Source organism: Allobosea sp. 01N443, from assembly GCF_056399325.1.
The window spans coordinates 1-15902 of the sequence record NZ_JBFTRC010000185.1 but is presented as its reverse complement, the minus strand read 5'-3'; the positions used below and the strand labels follow the sequence as shown (position 1 = coordinate 15902).

Annotated in this window: 15 protein-coding genes and 1 pseudogene; 7 read left to right on the top strand and 9 right to left on the bottom strand. The window is 63.6% G+C overall.

Annotated elements, in window-relative coordinates:
* The 5 genes and pseudogenes from AC1DRP_RS29840 to AC1DRP_RS29820 all read left to right on the top strand — a co-directional run.
* Window positions 1–417, top strand: a pseudogene (locus AC1DRP_RS29840) (arylsulfatase); the annotation flags it as partial.
* Between the two features lie 57 nt (window positions 418–474).
* On the top strand, window positions 475–846 hold the full coding sequence (locus AC1DRP_RS29835; RefSeq protein WP_441508232.1) for a hypothetical protein: 372 nt from the start codon (window positions 475–477) through the stop codon (window positions 844–846).
* Between the two features lie 218 nt (window positions 847–1064).
* Complete coding sequence (locus AC1DRP_RS29830; RefSeq protein ID WP_476770375.1) at window positions 1065–2033, top strand: Bug family tripartite tricarboxylate transporter substrate binding protein; 969 nt, start codon at window positions 1065–1067, stop codon at window positions 2031–2033.
* A gap of 13 nt (window positions 2034–2046) precedes the next feature.
* Window positions 2047–2886 carry an alpha/beta fold hydrolase gene (locus tag AC1DRP_RS29825; protein ID WP_476770374.1) on the top strand — a complete coding sequence of 280 codons (840 nt, stop codon included), beginning with the start codon at window positions 2047–2049 and terminating at the stop codon, window positions 2884–2886.
* A 28-nt stretch (window positions 2887–2914) separates the two neighbouring features.
* On the top strand, window positions 2915–3544 hold the full coding sequence (locus AC1DRP_RS29820) for an amidohydrolase family protein (RefSeq protein WP_476770373.1): 630 nt from the start codon (window positions 2915–2917) through the stop codon (window positions 3542–3544).
* Between the two features lie 4 nt (window positions 3545–3548).
* Here the strand turns inward: AC1DRP_RS29820 and AC1DRP_RS29815 are convergent, their stop codons facing one another.
* From AC1DRP_RS29815 to AC1DRP_RS29780, 8 genes are all read right to left on the bottom strand, one after another.
* The gene (locus tag AC1DRP_RS29815; RefSeq protein WP_476770372.1) at window positions 3549–4283 is read right to left on the bottom strand and encodes a GntR family transcriptional regulator; all 735 of its coding nucleotides are present in this window, start codon (window positions 4281–4283) and stop codon (window positions 3549–3551) included.
* 319 nt (window positions 4284–4602) lie between these two features.
* Entirely contained in the window at window positions 4603–6720 is a 2118-nt protein-coding gene (locus AC1DRP_RS29810; RefSeq protein ID WP_476770371.1) for an acetate--CoA ligase family protein, read from the bottom strand.
* Window positions 6721–6794: 74 nt separating this feature from the next.
* A complete protein-coding gene (locus tag AC1DRP_RS29805) occupies window positions 6795–8429 on the bottom strand; it encodes an ABC transporter substrate-binding protein (protein ID WP_476770370.1) in 1635 nt (544 codons plus the stop codon).
* A gap of 41 nt (window positions 8430–8470) precedes the next feature.
* Complete coding sequence (locus tag AC1DRP_RS29800; protein ID WP_476770369.1) at window positions 8471–9514, bottom strand: oligopeptide/dipeptide ABC transporter ATP-binding protein; 1044 nt, start codon at window positions 9512–9514, stop codon at window positions 8471–8473.
* Window positions 9511–10323, bottom strand: coding sequence for an ABC transporter ATP-binding protein (locus AC1DRP_RS29795; protein WP_476770368.1), 813 nt, complete (start codon window positions 10321–10323; stop codon window positions 9511–9513). The genes AC1DRP_RS29800 and AC1DRP_RS29795 overlap by 4 nt, the downstream gene beginning before the upstream one ends.
* Entirely contained in the window at window positions 10320–11222 is a 903-nt protein-coding gene (locus AC1DRP_RS29790; RefSeq protein ID WP_476770367.1) for an ABC transporter permease, read from the bottom strand. The genes AC1DRP_RS29795 and AC1DRP_RS29790 overlap by 4 nt, the downstream gene beginning before the upstream one ends.
* A 10-nt stretch (window positions 11223–11232) precedes the next feature.
* On the bottom strand, window positions 11233–12201 hold the full coding sequence (locus tag AC1DRP_RS29785) for an ABC transporter permease (protein ID WP_476770366.1): 969 nt from the start codon (window positions 12199–12201) through the stop codon (window positions 11233–11235).
* 12 nt (window positions 12202–12213) lie between these two features.
* Complete coding sequence (locus AC1DRP_RS29780) at window positions 12214–13116, bottom strand: amidohydrolase family protein (RefSeq protein ID WP_441493497.1); 903 nt, start codon at window positions 13114–13116, stop codon at window positions 12214–12216.
* A 270-nt stretch (window positions 13117–13386) separates the two neighbouring features.
* Here AC1DRP_RS29780 and AC1DRP_RS29775 point away from each other — a divergent pair, with 270 nt between their 5' ends.
* Window positions 13387–14166: an IclR family transcriptional regulator gene (locus AC1DRP_RS29775; RefSeq protein ID WP_441493496.1), complete on the top strand. Its 780-nt coding sequence runs from the start codon at window positions 13387–13389 to the stop codon at window positions 14164–14166.
* Window positions 14167–14340: 174 nt separating this feature from the next.
* Here AC1DRP_RS29775 and AC1DRP_RS29770 read toward each other — a convergent pair whose 3' ends face one another.
* Window positions 14341–14823, bottom strand: a complete 483-nt coding sequence (locus AC1DRP_RS29770; RefSeq protein ID WP_476770365.1) for a TetR/AcrR family transcriptional regulator — start codon at window positions 14821–14823, stop codon at window positions 14341–14343.
* A gap of 135 nt (window positions 14824–14958) precedes the next feature.
* Between AC1DRP_RS29770 and AC1DRP_RS29765 the strand changes: the two genes are divergently transcribed.
* Window positions 14959–15902 (top strand): ABC transporter ATP-binding protein (locus tag AC1DRP_RS29765; protein WP_476770364.1); only part of this gene is annotated, 944 nt, incomplete at its 3' end.

Genomic DNA, 15902 nt, shown 5'->3' with positions numbered 1-15902 from the left:
GGCATGATCGTGACCGAGGGCGGACGCTTCGGTGGTTATGGCCTCTTCCTCAGCAAGGGYGAATTGGGGATCGGCCGCGGCAAGCCTGTGTTCCTTTACAATCTCCTCGATCTGCAGCGGACGATCTGGGAAGGGCCGGAACTGACGCCGGGAAAACACAGCATCGTCTTCGACTTCAAATCCGACGGCCCGGGCCTGGGCAAGGGCGGCACCGGCGTCCTTTCCGTAGACGGACAGGAAGTGGCCAGGAAATCGATGGACCACACCATCCCGATCACGTTTCCCGAGGACGAAAGCTTCGATGTTGGCCTGGATACCCGCACCGGGGTCGCGCTGCTGGAGCATCGCTATGACCCACCGTTCAAGTTCACCGGCAAGATCAAGAAGCTGACCGTCAAGCTCGGGCCGGTGCAGTGAACGCAGCCAGATCCCTGCGCGCTCCCGTGCCTCTCGTGCGAATATTCGATCAACAAGATGGACCGGGCCCAGGCGATGAAGAACGTGCTGACGATCGCCGCCGTGGCAGAGATCGCAACCGGTCTGGCGCTGCTGGTCGTGCCTTCATTCGTCGCGCAAGTGCTGCTCGGCGAGGAACTGGACGGGGCTGCCCTGCAGATCGCGAGCATTGCGGGTATCGCCCTGGTTGCACTGGGGATCGCCTGCTGGCCCGGCCCGCCTCTGCTGGGCATGTTGATCTATAGCGGCGCGGTCGCACTCTATCTCGCCTATCTCGATCTTACCGGAGCTTCCGGCGGCGTCTTGCTATGGCCAGCGGTCATCTTCCACGCCGTCCTGACCGCACTATTGCTCCGGTCGATCGCGCTGGCGGTTCGCGCGGCGAGATAGGGAGACGGCCGGATATCGGCCGGTCTGGGCCAATCTCGCAGGGTTCGGCGCAGATGCACGAACCCTCTCGTCACGAAGCCCTAGATGTCGTCAGCGTCGCGCAGCACAAGGACATGATCGCCGAGCAGTACAAGCATGATTCATCATGTCATTGGCATGACCCATTGACAGCATAATGACTGCGTGTCACCAAGGCTGCGGCTCAAGGGAGACTGCCAATGAAGATGGCCAAGCTGGTCGCTACCGGTGCATTGGGCTTACTGGCCTGCATAGGCTGGACGGGAGCCAACGCGTCAGACCCCTACCCGCAGCGCTTCGTCACGCTCGTCGTACCCTTCCCCGCCGGAGGCAGCTTCGACGTGATCGGCCGTCTCGCGGCCCGGGCTCTCAGCGAGAAATGGGGGCATCAGGTTGTTGTCGAGAACAAGCCTGGCGCAGCCGGCGACATCGGAGCGGCCAGCGTGGCAAAGGCCGCGCCCGACGGATATACGCTGTTGCTCGTCAGCGACGGGCTGCTCAGCAATGACAGCCTGATGACGCGCCGGCTCTTCGACCCGCTGAAGGATTTCAAGCCGGTCACCCTGATCGCCCGCTCACCGCAGGTGCTGGTCGGCGGCCCTGCCCTGAAGACCAGGACGCTGGTCGAGATGGTGAAGCAAGGCGGCKGCACGGATTATCGTTTCGGCACCGCGGGCACAGGAACGCCCGGCCATCTCGTCGCCGAATTGCTGGCAAAGGTCAGTGGGTTGACGCTGACCCATGTGCCCTATCGCGGGGGCGCCCCCGCCCTGACCGACGTCCTCGGCGGCCAGATCGAGCTGGTCTCGACGGGCTTGCCGGCCCTGATCGCCGCCATCCAGTCCGGCTCGGTCGTGCCGCTCGCCGTCTCCTCCGAGAAGCGCTTTCCATCCCTTCCCGACGTTCCCACGATGGCGGAAATCGCCCCCGGCGCTTCGGTAGAGACCTGGTATGGCATTGTCGGCCCAGCCGGACTGCCTGATGCGCTGCGCGACCGTATCCACGCAGACACCGTGGCCGTCATGCAAAGCCCCGCGATCACGGCACGGCTGATCGACAATGGCTTCGAGTTCGTCGGCGCCGGCCCTGCCGAGTTCAGCGCTGCCATGGCGCGTGATCTGCCGCGCTGGCGCGAGATCGTGGCCCTGTCCGGTCTCAAGCCTCAATAGCGGAAGCATCCTGATGTTCAGTATCGAAGGTGCCCAGATCGCTGCACGGGCGGCGGACGGTTGCGCGATCAACGCCACTCTGATGCAGGCAGGATTTCCTGGCGCGCCGCGCATCCTCCTGATCCACGCCCTCGCCATGAGCTGGCGGCAATGGCGCGGCGTCGCGGCGGCGATCGACCAGGAAGCGACAGTCGTGGCGCTCGATTGCCGTGGCCATGGCGCGTCCGAGCGGCGGCGCGGCCCCTATAGCTGCGAGATGATGGCGGCCGATTGCATCGCCGTCCTCGACGAACTCGGCTGGGAGGAGGCTACGGTCGTTGGCTGCTCGATGGGCGGCTGCGTGGCCCAGGCGGTCGCCGCCGGTTTTCCGCAGCGCGTATCGGGCCTCGTGCTGGCCGACACGACGGCGACCTACGGCCACCAGGCCTTGCCGGCCTGGCGCGAGCGCGGCGAACGCGCGCTGCGCGACGGCATGGGCACGCATATCGACTTCCAGCTGGCACGCTGGTTCAGCGACTGCTTCCGGGCGAGCAGCCCCGAGATCGTCGAGGACTRCCTGGCCGTGTTCCAGGCCAACGACCTGCATTGCTATGCCGATAGCTGCGCCATGCTGGGCGAGACCGATCTGCGCCCAGCCCTGAAGGCCATCCACTGCCCCACGACCATCCTGGTCGGCGAGTTCGACCACGCGACACCGCTCGCCATGGCCGAGCAGCTCGCAGAGGCAATCGCGGATGCGCGATTGGTGATCATCCCCGATGCCAAGCATTTCGCCCCGGTCGAAAAGCCTGACGTCGTGGCGAGGGAAATCCTGGCAATCGCCCGGCACCCGGCCGCGGCGCAGGTGAACTGAACAAGAAAATCATGCTGGAGGAAACGCCATGACGATGAATCGCCGCCATTTCTTATGGGGAAGCGCTGCAGCGATGACGCTGGGGGCCGGCGCGGTCCGGGCCAGTGCGCGCCGCATCTTCGATTCCCACTGTCACATCATTGATCACGCTTTCCCGATCGTACCCAATCAAGGCTATACGCCACCGCACTACCCTCTCAGCGAGTACCAGGCAGCCACCCAGCCGCTCGGCGTCCGCGCCGGAGCGATCGTATCCGGCTCGTTCCACGGCTTCGACCAGACCTATCTCGAGAGCACCCTGGCGAAGCTGGGCAAGGGCTGGGTCGGCGTCACGCAGGTGCCGAACACGATTGCCGACGGAGAGATCGCGCGGCTGAGCACGCTGGGTGTCCGGGCGCTGCGCTTCAACATGTTCCGCGGCCGCATCGACAGCGTCGGTTTTGGCCGGGCCAAGCTCGATATTGCCAAGGCGCTCGAACGGATTGCCGCCAGAAATCCGAGCGCGCTGGTGTTTGGCACCGACCTGCCCTCGACACGCGCCGAGCGCCCGTTCCAGCCTGCCGATATCGACCTCGTCGAAAAGGTGCTGGGGGCTGACCTCGCCGGCCGCGCCTTCTGGGATAACGGCCTTGCCCTCTACCGGGTCTCCGCGACCTGAGCCCTCAGGTCAAGCGCACCTTGTAGCGAAAGCGATCTCCCCGGCCATAGGCGCGGCGCCAGTCGATCGGCGCGCCATTGGCATCCATGGAGGTTCGCTCGACGACGATGATCGGGTCGCCCACTGGCACATTCAGCAGTGCGGCCCTGGTCGCATCGGCGTGGCCCAGCGAGAGTTCATCCTCGACGGCCGCGACCACCTGCCCGAACTCGCGCTCATAGACCGGGTAGAGCAGCGGCCCGATCTCCGCCTCCGGCAGGTCCGCAAACCGGGCAAAGCGAGGCAAGGGCAGGAACAGATCTTCCGAGATGGCCGGCTCGCCGGCCCAAAGCCGCAGCCGCAGCACCTTCAGGACCTGTGCGCCCGGCGGCAGTCGCAGTGCCGYCGCCACCTCCGCATCAGGTTCGATGATCTCGCGCTTGAGCAGACGGCTCTCCGGCACGGTCTTGCCGGCATGTGCCCCCGCATCCTTGAAATTGAACCAGCGAAACAGGCTGCCATCGAATGAGGGGCGCCGCACAAAGGTGCCGCTGCCCTGCCGGCGCTCCAGCAAGCCCTCGCGCATGAGTTGCTCCACGGCCTTGCGCACCGTGTTGGTCGAGACGCCGTATTCCCTGGTCAGAACCTGTTCGGAGGGGATGGTCTGGCCCGCTTCCCATTCAAGCGATGCGATGCGGGACGCGAGGGCATCGCGCAGGCGCGCATGCAACGGCAAACGCTCGTCAGTATTCTGCAGCATGTCCTTATTCCGTACTCGGGCCTGTCAGGGCGGACGTCCCACCATCTGATGATGCCTACAGCCTAACAACCTCAAGCTGGGAGGAAAAACATCTACGGCCAAGATTCTCGCAGGAAGCGCACCGGAATACGGAACGCTGATCGGTGTCCCCCCCGGCGCACCCTGCATGGCACGCGCATACGGCGATCCCTCTGCCGGGTTTCGGCATCCGCACCAAGTCTTGGCGGCGAGCGCACCGATGCCTCGGCCCGACCGGCGCAGGCGGGAGGCCTGACGCCGCCTCGCCGCAACCGATCAGGCGCTGCCGTCACAATTGCTGTCAGCCACGAACGAAGAGTGCATCGACAACGCGAACCTCACCCGAACCTTTTCGGATGAGAACCGGATTCAGATCGCATGCCGCCAGCAAGCCCTCGAAATCGCTAGCGAGTTGCGAGAGCTTCACCGCGAGATCGACCAGATGGCTCGTGTCCGTTTGGGGCATCAAATTGCGATACCCTCCCAATATGCGGTCGAGCTTGGTCCGGCGGAGCATCGCACCTGCCTGCTCGTGATCGAGCGGCGCAAGCGCGACCGCTCGATCGGCCAGGAGCTCGACCAGCGTGCCGCCACTGCCCAGGACGATCATCTGGCCAAATGGCGGCGCAGCCGTGAATCCAGCCATGGCCTCGACACCGTCGACAAGCTGCTCCTGCAATTCATAGCCGTCGATCGTCGCAGCCGGCAGCGCCCTGCCGACATTCTCGGCAATGGTCGCGATCGCGCGGCGCAAGCCTTCCTCATCGCGGACGTCGAGCACGACGCCGCCAACATCCGACCGGTGCTGCACGTCCCGGGATGCGACCTTGACCACCATGGGAAATCCGAGCTCGCCGATACGGGCGACCGCTTCGCCTTCGTCCTTCACCACGATCGATTTGACCAGAGGGATGCCGTAGGCGCGCAGCAGCCGGAATGACAGTTCGGCATCGAGAGTGCCCGAGCATTGCTCGATCTCGCGCCTCAGGCTGGCGACCTCCTTGTTGAACGGCGTCCGCGCGGCGCTGCGCTGGCGCGCCCAGGAGCCGGCGGGCCCCGGCTTKCCGAGCGCGAGATTGCCGACGGCGCGAAGTCCGGCGTGAAGCCCGCGCAGCAGCGGCACACCGTGATCGGCCAGCATCGAACGAACGCCCGGATCGACATTCTCCGAAGTCGGCGAGATCACGACCAGCGGTGTTTCACTCGCCTTGCCGGCCTCGGCATAGACGCCGAGCACATTCATGTAATTCTGCAGCGTCGCAGGGTTAAGGCTCTCCTGCGTATCCTGAAGGGCGACGACGGCGCCGACATTCTCGTCACTGAGAACCGCCTTCATGGCCTCAGGCGTATTGCGGTCCTCAACATTGACCGTCGCTCCGAAATCGACCGGATTGTTGCCGGCCGTTCCCGGCAAGGCAGCACGCAAGCGTTGCCCGGTCGTCGCGCTGTAGGCCGCAACAATTACGCCCTGCAGTTCCGCAACATCGCAGGCCAGGGCGGTCTGACCGCCGGAAATGCCGACGATGCCGATGCTTGCTCCCCGGACCATGCGCCGCGCCACCGCCGAGCATTCGAGCGCCGCGATGAGCTCGTCATAATCCGCGACCGTCGCGATATTGGTCTCCCGAAAGAAGCTGTCATAGGCGTCGCGATCACTCACCAGAGCCCCCGTATGGGCCTGGGTGGCCGCAACGCCGACATCCGAGCGACCAACCTTGAGCACCACCAGGGACTTGCCCGCGGCATGAACGCATTCGGCGGCCTCGGCGAGCGCACGGGGAGACTTGATTGACTCCGCGACCACCCCGATGACCCGTGTCTCATCGTCGTCCGCAAACCAGCGCACATAATCTGCGGCCGCAACCTGGAACTCGCTGCCGACGGTCACGACCTTTGAAAGCCCGATGACCGTCGAGTTCATCACCGAAATCGCCGCCGATCCGGATTGGGCCACCAGCGCGACGTTGCCGGGCCTCAGGCGCAGCGACGGCCTGGATGGGTAGAGCGGGATCGAGTCGGTGAAATTGACCAGCCCCATGCAGTTGGGGCCGTGCAAGACGATGCGGCTCTGGGCGCCGAATGCACGAATTGCCCTCTCCTCGTCATGCGAGAATCCGTTGGTGAAGACGATCGCCGAGCGTACGGAACTCGACTCGAGTTCATGCAGCATGCCCGGCACATGCGCTGCGGGAATGGCAATGATCGCAAGGTCGGTCTCCGCGCGGATCTCGGCAACCGAGTTGACGGCGCGCAGACCTTCGATCTGATCGGCCTGGGGATGGATCGGGAGGATCTCCCCCGTGTAGCCCCATGATTTCAGATTGCTGATGACCACGTTGCCCTGCGTGACGCGCTTCGCCGAGGCGCCGATAATGGCCACCGAGCGTGGCCTGACCATGGGGGTGACGTCGATATGCAAGGCGATATGTCCTTCGATAGCGATGTGCCGTCGCAGCCGCCATCGGCGGCTGCGGGCGCTGTGTCCGACGGGAGTTACTGCTTGTCTTTCGGGAGCCAGGCTTCCGCCCAGTTCGGATGGGTGTTGAACGAGAAGTTGAACTGAGCGTCCAAGTTCTTGAAATTGTTCGTCACGGCCTCGAAGACGCGCGAATTCGTCAACGCAAGCTGGTTCAGGTCGCGCGCGATGATCTCGGCATAGGTCTTGTAATGCGCCTTCTGCCGATCCGCCGGCGCCGAAGCCGCATCGGCGGCGACCTTGTCGAACTCGGGATTACAGTAGCCGGTGGGATTGGCGTAGGGGACGCTGGTCTCATTGCAGACGAAGCTGCGGTCGACGCCGAGAACCGGATTCGAGCGTCCGGTCAGCGAGATGATCGACGCATCGAAATCATGCTGCGTATAGACCTTGTTGGTCCAGATCTGCTGATCGAGCGCGCTGAGCTTCACGTCGATGCCGAGCGCCGTCCACTGCGCCTGCACGACCTGCGCCACCGCGTCATAGGGCGCGGCCGAGATCACCGCGAGCTCGAGCGCGAAACGCTTGCCGTCTTTCAGCGGAAATCCGGCCTCGTCGAGCAGCTGGGCCGCTCGTTTCGGGTCATAGGCGTACATCGTATCGTAGTTGACCGACGTATCGTGCAGGTTCTTGAATTGCGTCGGGATGGCGTTCTTGGCGGTCTCAGCCAACCCCTGGTAGACATCCCTTACGATCCGCTGACGATCGATGGCGTGGAACAGGGCCTGCCGGACCTTGACGTTGTTCATCGGCGAGCGCCGCAGATTGAAGTCGATGACGGCAGTTTCTGGCGCGTTGGTGACGATCGGCACAACCCGGAACGAGCCCCGCTTCGCCGCCTGYTGCGTCGCCGGGACCTGCACCACTTCGGGCCGGAACCAGTTGACCTCGCCGTTGACGATGGCGTTGAGGCGCTGCTGCGGGTTCGGGATGAGCGCGAAGATCACCGAGTCGAGATAGGGCTTGGGCGCCTCCCAATAGTGCGGGTTGCGCACGAAGGTGATCGACTGGCCGCTGACCCATTTGTCGAACTTGAACGGGCCAAGGCCCACCGGAGCGATATTGGCTGGGTGAGTGGCGATGTCCTTGCCCTCGTAGACGTGCTTCGGCATCAGCGGAAACACTTCCTTGTCGAACAGATCGAGCGTCGCGGTCAGCGGCTGCTTGAGCGTCAGGACGAAGGTCTTGTCGTCGGGCGCCGAGGCCTTCTCGACCAGCGGCATGAGCTTGGTCAGATAGGTGTTGAACTTGCCGAAATTCTCCAGCGTGAAGACCACGTCGGTGGCAGAGAACGGCTTGCCGTCCGACCACTTCACGCCCTCGCGGAGGTTGAAGGTGTAGGTCTTGCCGTCCTCGGAAATGGTCCAGCTCTTTGCCAGGCGCGGAACGCGATTGGCTTCGCGGTCATAGGTCATCAGCCCGTCCGCCCAGACATCAGCGGCGAACAGCGCCGGGACCGACGATGTCATCTGGGTGTTCAGATTCGGAATTGTCGTAGAATTCAGCGCGGCGATGACCGTGCCACCCGGGACGGGCTTGCCATCGTCCGCCTGCGCTCCGGCGGAGAGCAGAAGGCTCGACGCTCCCGCAAGCAGTGAGATCGCGCCCAGCCTCTGCATCGTCCACGCATCGCTTCGTTTAGCCGTGTCCATGATGTGCTCTCTCCCTTTGGCTTTTCTGAGTAGTCCCTGAATCAGATCTCGACGGGCCTCGGCGTCCTCTCTACGGGGGCCACACCTGCCGGACGCGATGACGCGCCGATTTCGTCCGCGCGGTGACAGGCCACAAAGGTTCCGGTCTGGCCGACCGGTTTCAGCGCGGGGTCGGCCGTCGCGCAAATTTCGATCGCAAAGGGGCAGCGGTGGCGGAACCGGCAGCCGCCCTGCATGGGCTCAGGCATATCCGCTCGCACTTGTGTCGCGCTCAGGCTGCGGATCCGGCCACGACGTGGATCGAGCGAAAGCCGCGCGTCGAGCAGCAGCCTGGTATAGGGATGGAAGGGGCGTTCGTAGATAGAGTGGCCGATCTCGACGATCCGGCCGCGATACATCACGGCGGTCCGGTCGGCGATCGACTCCATCGCTCCGAGATCGTGGCTAATCACCACGAAGCCGACATTGGTCGCCTCGTGCAGATCCCGCATCAGCTGCAGAACCTGGGCCTGGACCGAGACGTCGAGGCTCGACAGCGGTTCGTCGGCGATGATGATCGCGGGCCGAAGCATCATCGCCCGCGCAATCGCGATGCGCTGCTGCTGCCCGCCTGAGAGCTGGTGCGGATAGCGGTCGAGATAGTGGTCCGGGGGGTTAAGGCCGACCGCGGCAAGATGGCCGGCGAGAAAGGCCCGCGTCTCGCGCAGCGTAGCAAGCTCATGGCGCTGAACGATGTAGCCGAGCATGCGTTCGACCGTCATGCGTGGGTTCAGCGACGAGGCCGGGTCCTGAAACACGGCCTGGACCTGGCGTCGGAAGGCCTGTTTCCCGGAGGAGGCGAGCGAGGCCAGCGAGGTGCCGCGAAACTGCACGTCGCCCGCCGTCGGCCGGTTCAGCATCAGGAGCAGCTTCGCGAGCGTGCTCTTGCCTGAGCCGGACTCGCCCACGATCGCCAGGGTTTCGCCCTCGTTAACATCGAGATCGACACCATCCACCGCCCGAACCGTATTCCAGCCCGGGCCATTGGCGTTGCGGCTGGTGTAGAGTTGCTCGACGCCATGCAGGCGAAGGATCGGAGCGGTCATGACTGAAGCTCCCGCGTCAGTCGGCGCGTGCTGAGCTCAATCAAGCGCTTGGAATAGTCCTGCTGGGGCTGCTCGAAAAGCGCGATGGTTTCGGCGCTCTCGATCACCTTACCGGCGCGCATCACGTAGACCCGGTCGCAGAGCTCGGCGACGACACCGAGGTCATGGGTGATGATGGCCATCGCCATGTTGCGCTCCTTGTGCAGTCTGTAGAGGGTCTGCAGGACCTGCAGCTGCACGGTCGCGTCGAGCGCTGTCGTCGGCTCGTCGGCAAAGAGAAGCTGGGGATCGCTGGCCAGGGCGATTGCGATCATCACGCGCTGGCGCATGCCGCCTGAGAGTTCATGCGGGTAGCGCCGGGCGAGATTGGCTGCGTCGGGTAGCCCCACCTCGTCCAGCAAGGTGTGGACGCGAGCCTTGTCGGAACCACGCTCAGCATCCCGGGAGAGCGCCTCGTGGATCTGCCGGCCGATCCGCTGCGTCGGGTTGAGATAGCCGAGCGGATCCTGGAAGATCATCGAGAAGCCGCGCCCGCGGCGCAGGGCCCGCAGGTCGCCGTCGTCCATCGCAAGGATATCGCGGCCCTCGAAGGCAAGCCTGCCGCTCAGTTCCTCGATGTTCACGTTCGGCATCAGGCGCGTCACGGCTCGCGCCATCGTGCTCTTGCCCGAACCGGATTCGCCGACGATGCCGACGCATTCGCCCCGGCGGACCTGGAAATCGACCCCGTCGATCGCCTTCACGACCTTGTGGCCGAGACGCAGATGGACCTTTAGGTCGCGCACGTCGAGAAGAAGCGATGCGCTCATTGCAGCCCTCCCATCCCGTTCGTGCTGCGCGGATCGATGACCTCGTTCAGCCCGTCGGCAAAGAGATTGAGGCCGACCACGGTGATGCAGATGGCTGCGCCGGGAAACAGGCTCATCCACCAGGCGCTGTCCATGTAGTCCTGCGCGACGAAGAGCAACCGGCCCCAGCTCACCCTGCTCGGATCGGAGAGGCCGAGGAAACCGAGCCCGGCCTCGATCAGGATGGCGATGCTCGCGTCGAGCGCGACCTGCACGATGATCGGCTGGATCGCGTTGGGCAGGATCTCGCGGAACATGATGTGGGCCGTCGAGAGGTCGGCGACGCGGGCGGCAGCAATGAATTCGCGGTCGCGAAGCTTGATGTACTGGCCGTAGACGAGGCGGGCCTCCATCGGCCAGATCGCCAGCGCCACCGCCGCGATCAGGAGCCAGAAATTGGAGCCGAACAGCGCGACGGCACAGAGCACGAGAATGATGACGGGAAGGGTCTGGAACAACTCCACCAGCCGCATCAGCGCCGCCTCGACCGGGCCCTGGAAATAGCCGGCCAGGACCCCGAGAGTGCCGCCGACGAGCAGTGCGGCCAGCGCCGCCCCGAGCCCGACGAGCAGGGACGAGCGGCTGCCATGGACGACGAGCGAGAACACGTCCCGGCCGATATTGTCAGTGCCGAACAGGAACTGGGACGATGGCGGCGCGAGACTCAACTGGGTCTGCTCCAACGGATTGTAGGGTGCAATCAGCGGAGCAGCGGTCGCCACGATCACCAGGACGATGAGGATGCCTGCTCCGAGCGCGCCGTGACGCGTTCCGAAGAGATTGGCGACATGGGCCTGCCAGCTCCCGACCGGGATGCCGTTGCCGGATGCCGGCGCCACGGCGGTTTTGCTGTCTGACATGGCTTCGACCTCACCGCGTGGTTCTGATGCGCGGGTCCAGCGCCGCGTAGAGGAGATCGACGATCAGGTTCATGGCGACGACGGCGACGGCCGAGAAGATCACGACACCGACAACCGTCATGTTGTCCCTGAGCCGGATCGAGTCGACGAGCAGCAGGCCAAGGCCCGGCCAGGTGAAGACCGTTTCGAGCAGGACGGCGCCGCCGAGCGCGGAGCCGAAGGCATAGCCGGCGATCGTGACCAGGGGCAGGCTCGAATTGCGCATCACGTGGTTGCGGATGATCTGCCCGCGGCTCAGGCCCTTGGAGCGTGCGGTGATGATGTAGCCTTGCGACAGCGTGTCGATGACGCTGGCGCGCATGATCCGCGCGATCCGCATGCCCTCGTGGATGCCGAAGGCAAGGACCGGCAGCGCGAGATAGCGCAGCTTTTCGAAGAGCCAGGCGACACCATGCGTGCGGCTGATCAGGGGGCCGATGCCCTGGGTCGGAAACCAGCCGAGCCGGAGTGCGAACAGCATCACCAGGAGCTGGCCGAGCCAGAAAGTCGGGATCGCGTAGGCGATCAGGGCGGTGGTCGTCCAGAACTTGTCGACGCCCGGCCGGCGTGTCGTTCCCGCCGCGATGCCGATCGCCATGCCGAGTGGAATCGCCAGGGCGAAGCTGACCGATGCGAGCAGGATCGTGCGGGGCGCCCGTTCGAGGATGAGGTCGAGAACGCCGCGCTGGTTCTGATAGGAGAAACCGAAATCGCCCTGCGCGACATTGAGGAGATAATTGCCGACCTGAACGAGGAAGGGGTCGTTCAGGCGATACTTCTCTTCGATCGCCTGCCGATACGCCGGCGGAACGGGGTAGTCGCCGACGAGGGCCTGCACCGGATCCCCCGGGATCATGTGCAGCATGGAGAACATCAGGATGATGATCGCCAGGAGCAGAGGGATTGCGTAGAGCGCCCGCCGGCCGACGAAGCGAAGCATCGGACCCCGCCCTCAGTTCAGCCGGAAGAATTCAGCGGCGTTGCCGTACAGCCATTTCTCGATGACCTTTTCCTTGAGCGGCAGCTGCTTGTACTGCTCGATGATGCTCTCGAAAGAGGTCCCGAACAGGTAGCGCGACAACCCGACCATGACCTTGTCCTGGAGCAGCGTGTTGCCGAACTGAAGGAACTGCTCCCACCCGGAACCGGGCTGGCTGAAATACCGGGGATGGTGGGCCGCCGTGTCGACATAGAGCCGCGGGTGCCGGCGGAGCAGCCCGACCATCTCGTTCACCCAGGGCCAGCCGGCGAGGCCCGCCACGATCCTGAGTTCGGGGAAGTCGATGGCGACATCATCGAGATAGCGCGGATGCCCGAGATCATAGGGCCGGTCATTGGCGTAGTTCATCGCCGTGTAGATGCGGACCGGGACGTCGAGCTCGGCTGCCTTCGCGTAGAGCGGATAGTAGCGGCGATCATTGGCCGGCACGCCGTTATAGAGCGCCGACAGGCGCAGGCCGTTTGCGCCCTCCTCCTTGACCAGCCGCTCGAATTCGCGAACCGCCCGCATGCCGTCGAAGGGATCGAATGTCGTGAACAGGAAGAAGCGGCCGGGATGGGCCTGGTGAATCCGGCCCGTCGCACTGTTCTCGGCGCCGACCAGCAATCCCCGCGCGATACCGGCACGGTCCATATCCTCGACCAGCCGCACGAGACCGCCGTCGTCAGCCTCCCCCTTCTTCGGAGCCGCCTCTTTGCTCCTGAAGACATTCCCGTAATTGGCGAATCCGTAGCCCTCGGGCCGCGGCAGCGACTGGGCGAAGGGCGTGCCCGGCCGTCCTCGCGAGATGCGCTCCAGATCCGGATTCGCCTCGCTATGAGGCAAGCTCAGTTCCATGTCGATCACGCGGCTCATTCACATTTTCTCCGTGACGAGTGCAGGCGCAGATATCCACCCGCCTTCGATAATTGAGCGCTCGCTTCGGAGGTGAGTCAAGAGAGTGATTAATTTCTTCCAGAAATGTTCACTATCTTGACATTTTAGCCAAAGAGGCCAATTCTCACCCCGACAACGCAGGGGCAGGTCGAGGCTCTCAAACCCGCTCATCAAGCGCATCCGGTAATTATCAAACAATAATCGATCGAAATAATACGAACGAAGCCAACTACATAGATGGAGAAATTCTTGAAGATCCCCGCAGACGATCCCGACATCGCAACAACTCTCGTCAAGGGACTGGCTGTTCTGGAGACTTTTCGTCCGAATCGCACATTGATGAGCAATGGCGAGATCGCGAAGGAATCGGGGATCAACCGTTCCACGGTCGCACGTTTGACCTATACGCTGGAAAGAATGGGCTACCTCAGGCAGGAGAAATCCAAGTTCCGGCTGAGCTGGCGCGCGCTCATGCTGGTCAACCCGCTGCTGGTCAACCTGAAGCTGCTGCACATCGCGCGGCCCTCGATGCAGAAGCTGGCTCAGGACCTCGGAGGGACCGTCTCGATCGGCACGATCGACCGAACCAACTTCGTCTATCTCGAGACCTCGCGGGTGAACGAGAACATCTGGACCTCGCCCGACCTCGGCACGATCGGGCCGCTGCTGCCGGCCACGATCGGTCATGCGCTCGGCTCCCTCCTGTCAGAGGACGAACTCAAGCTGAAGCTCGAAGAAATGAAGCGTCGCTCGCCCGAACTCTGGACGAAATACTCCGAATCCTTCCTGCAGGGCGTCATCGATTGCCGCAGCCGGGGGTTTTCTGTGGCCAAGGGCGTCTGGATTCCGGGCACCCATTCCGCTGGCGTGCCGCTGATCCGGGACGCCAACGGCGATTGCTTCGGCATGAACTGCCGGGTGCCTGTGTTCCGGCTCAGCCCCAACCAGATCGAGGACGAGGTCGCACCCCGCTTGATTTCGCTGGCTGCGAATATTCGCAATCAGCTGAGCTATATCATGCCGAGTTGACGGCGATCACTCAGTCGACCTGGCGTAGCCTTGGCAAACTCGCCCCCGGCGCAATGCGCTCGAGTGATTGCGAACCGTAGATCGTCGAGAACCACATATCGGATAGGGTGCTCGCCACGAGTTGGGGCTTGGCTTGAAACCCAGCGAGCGAAGGCTGGGTCTGCCCGTAGATCTTCAACGTCCTTCGCGGCGCAGCCTGGCGAGGACGCGCTCCACCATGGCGTTGTCGGCGCTACGGCCAACCTCGGCGATCAGCTCGTCCTCGTCCTTGAGCCGGAAATGGCAACGCATGAGTCCGACATTGCGACGGAAGCATTCGACATAGTGCAGGTTGGCCTGGTGGATTGCTTCGTATTGCGACGCATCACGGGCAATTGGGTGGCGCGATGCGCGCACGAACATGAAATAATCGGCGATAGTCTTAGCAACGACATCGCGTTTGGCTGCGAAATACCGGTAAAACGTCCCGTGCGCGACACCAGCGGTCGCCGCAATGAGATCAACCGAAATTGCGTGATAGTTTTTTTCTCTGAGAAGGCGCGCGGTTGCCAGCTCGAGCTGCAACTCAGTGCGAATGATCTTCTTCTCGCTTTGCGCGGCAGCCAAGCGTTTCTCCAGGTAATCCACGTAATCGAAATTTACGTTTTCCAACAACAAGGGCCCGCCCTTCTCACTATCGCTTCTGACAGCACACTCAATCGCGCCGCAATCTCAATACCAGCATAGCGCGCTTGACAAAAAATGACACTATCGTCACTTTTCAAATATGCCTCTCATTCGGAGCCGGATCAAATGAGTTCGACCGGAGCGACGATCGATTTCAGAAGCGTTCGAAAGACGTATGGAAAGTTCGTCGCGCTGGAGAGCTTCTCGATGCATGTCGAGCGCGGGGAGTTCATGACCCTGCTCGGGGCGAGCGGCTCTGGAAAGACGACCGCCCTCAACGCGCTGGCAGGCTTCACGGATATCGACAGCGGTGAAATTCTCATCGACGGAGTGCCGATCACGAAGCTGCCGACGGAGAAGCGCGACATCGGCATGGTGTTCCAGAGCTATTCGCTCTTTCCCCATCGCAATGTCATCCGCAACATTTCCTTTCCCCTCGAGATGCGCGGCGTGCCGCGGGCCGAAGCCCGGCGGCGCTCGGAGAAGGCGCTCCAGATGGTGCGGCTGGACACACTAGCGAACCGCATGCCGCACGAACTGTCCGGGGGCCAGAAGCAACGCGTGGCCTTTGCACGCGCGGTCGTGTTCGAGCCCCGGGTGCTGTTGATGGACGAGCCGCTGGGCGCCCTTGATCTGAAGCTGCGAGAGACACTCCAGCTCGAGATCAAGGAATACCAGCGCCAGATCGGGTGTACCGTCATCTATGTCACCCATGATCAAGGCGAGGCGCTGACGCTCTCCGACCGGCTGGCGGTCATGGACAAGGGCCAGGTCCTGCAGATCGGCCCTCCGGAAGAGCTCTACGACAAGCCGCAATCACGCTTCGTCGCGGAATTCGTGGGTGCAAACAACATCCTCAAGGTCGAGGGCGCCGCGCCAGCGTCCGTCATGCTCGAAGGGCTTGGCCGCGTGTCCGGGAATGTCGCGCATCTCTCGGCGGCCAGCTTCGCGTCAATCCGGCCGGAGCTCATCCAGATCCGCCAAGATGCCGCCGGCGCGCATCGGGCCACCCTCGCGGAGGCCGTCTTCTTCGGCAATTCCGTCCGCTACGTGCTGCGCGCTGCGGACGG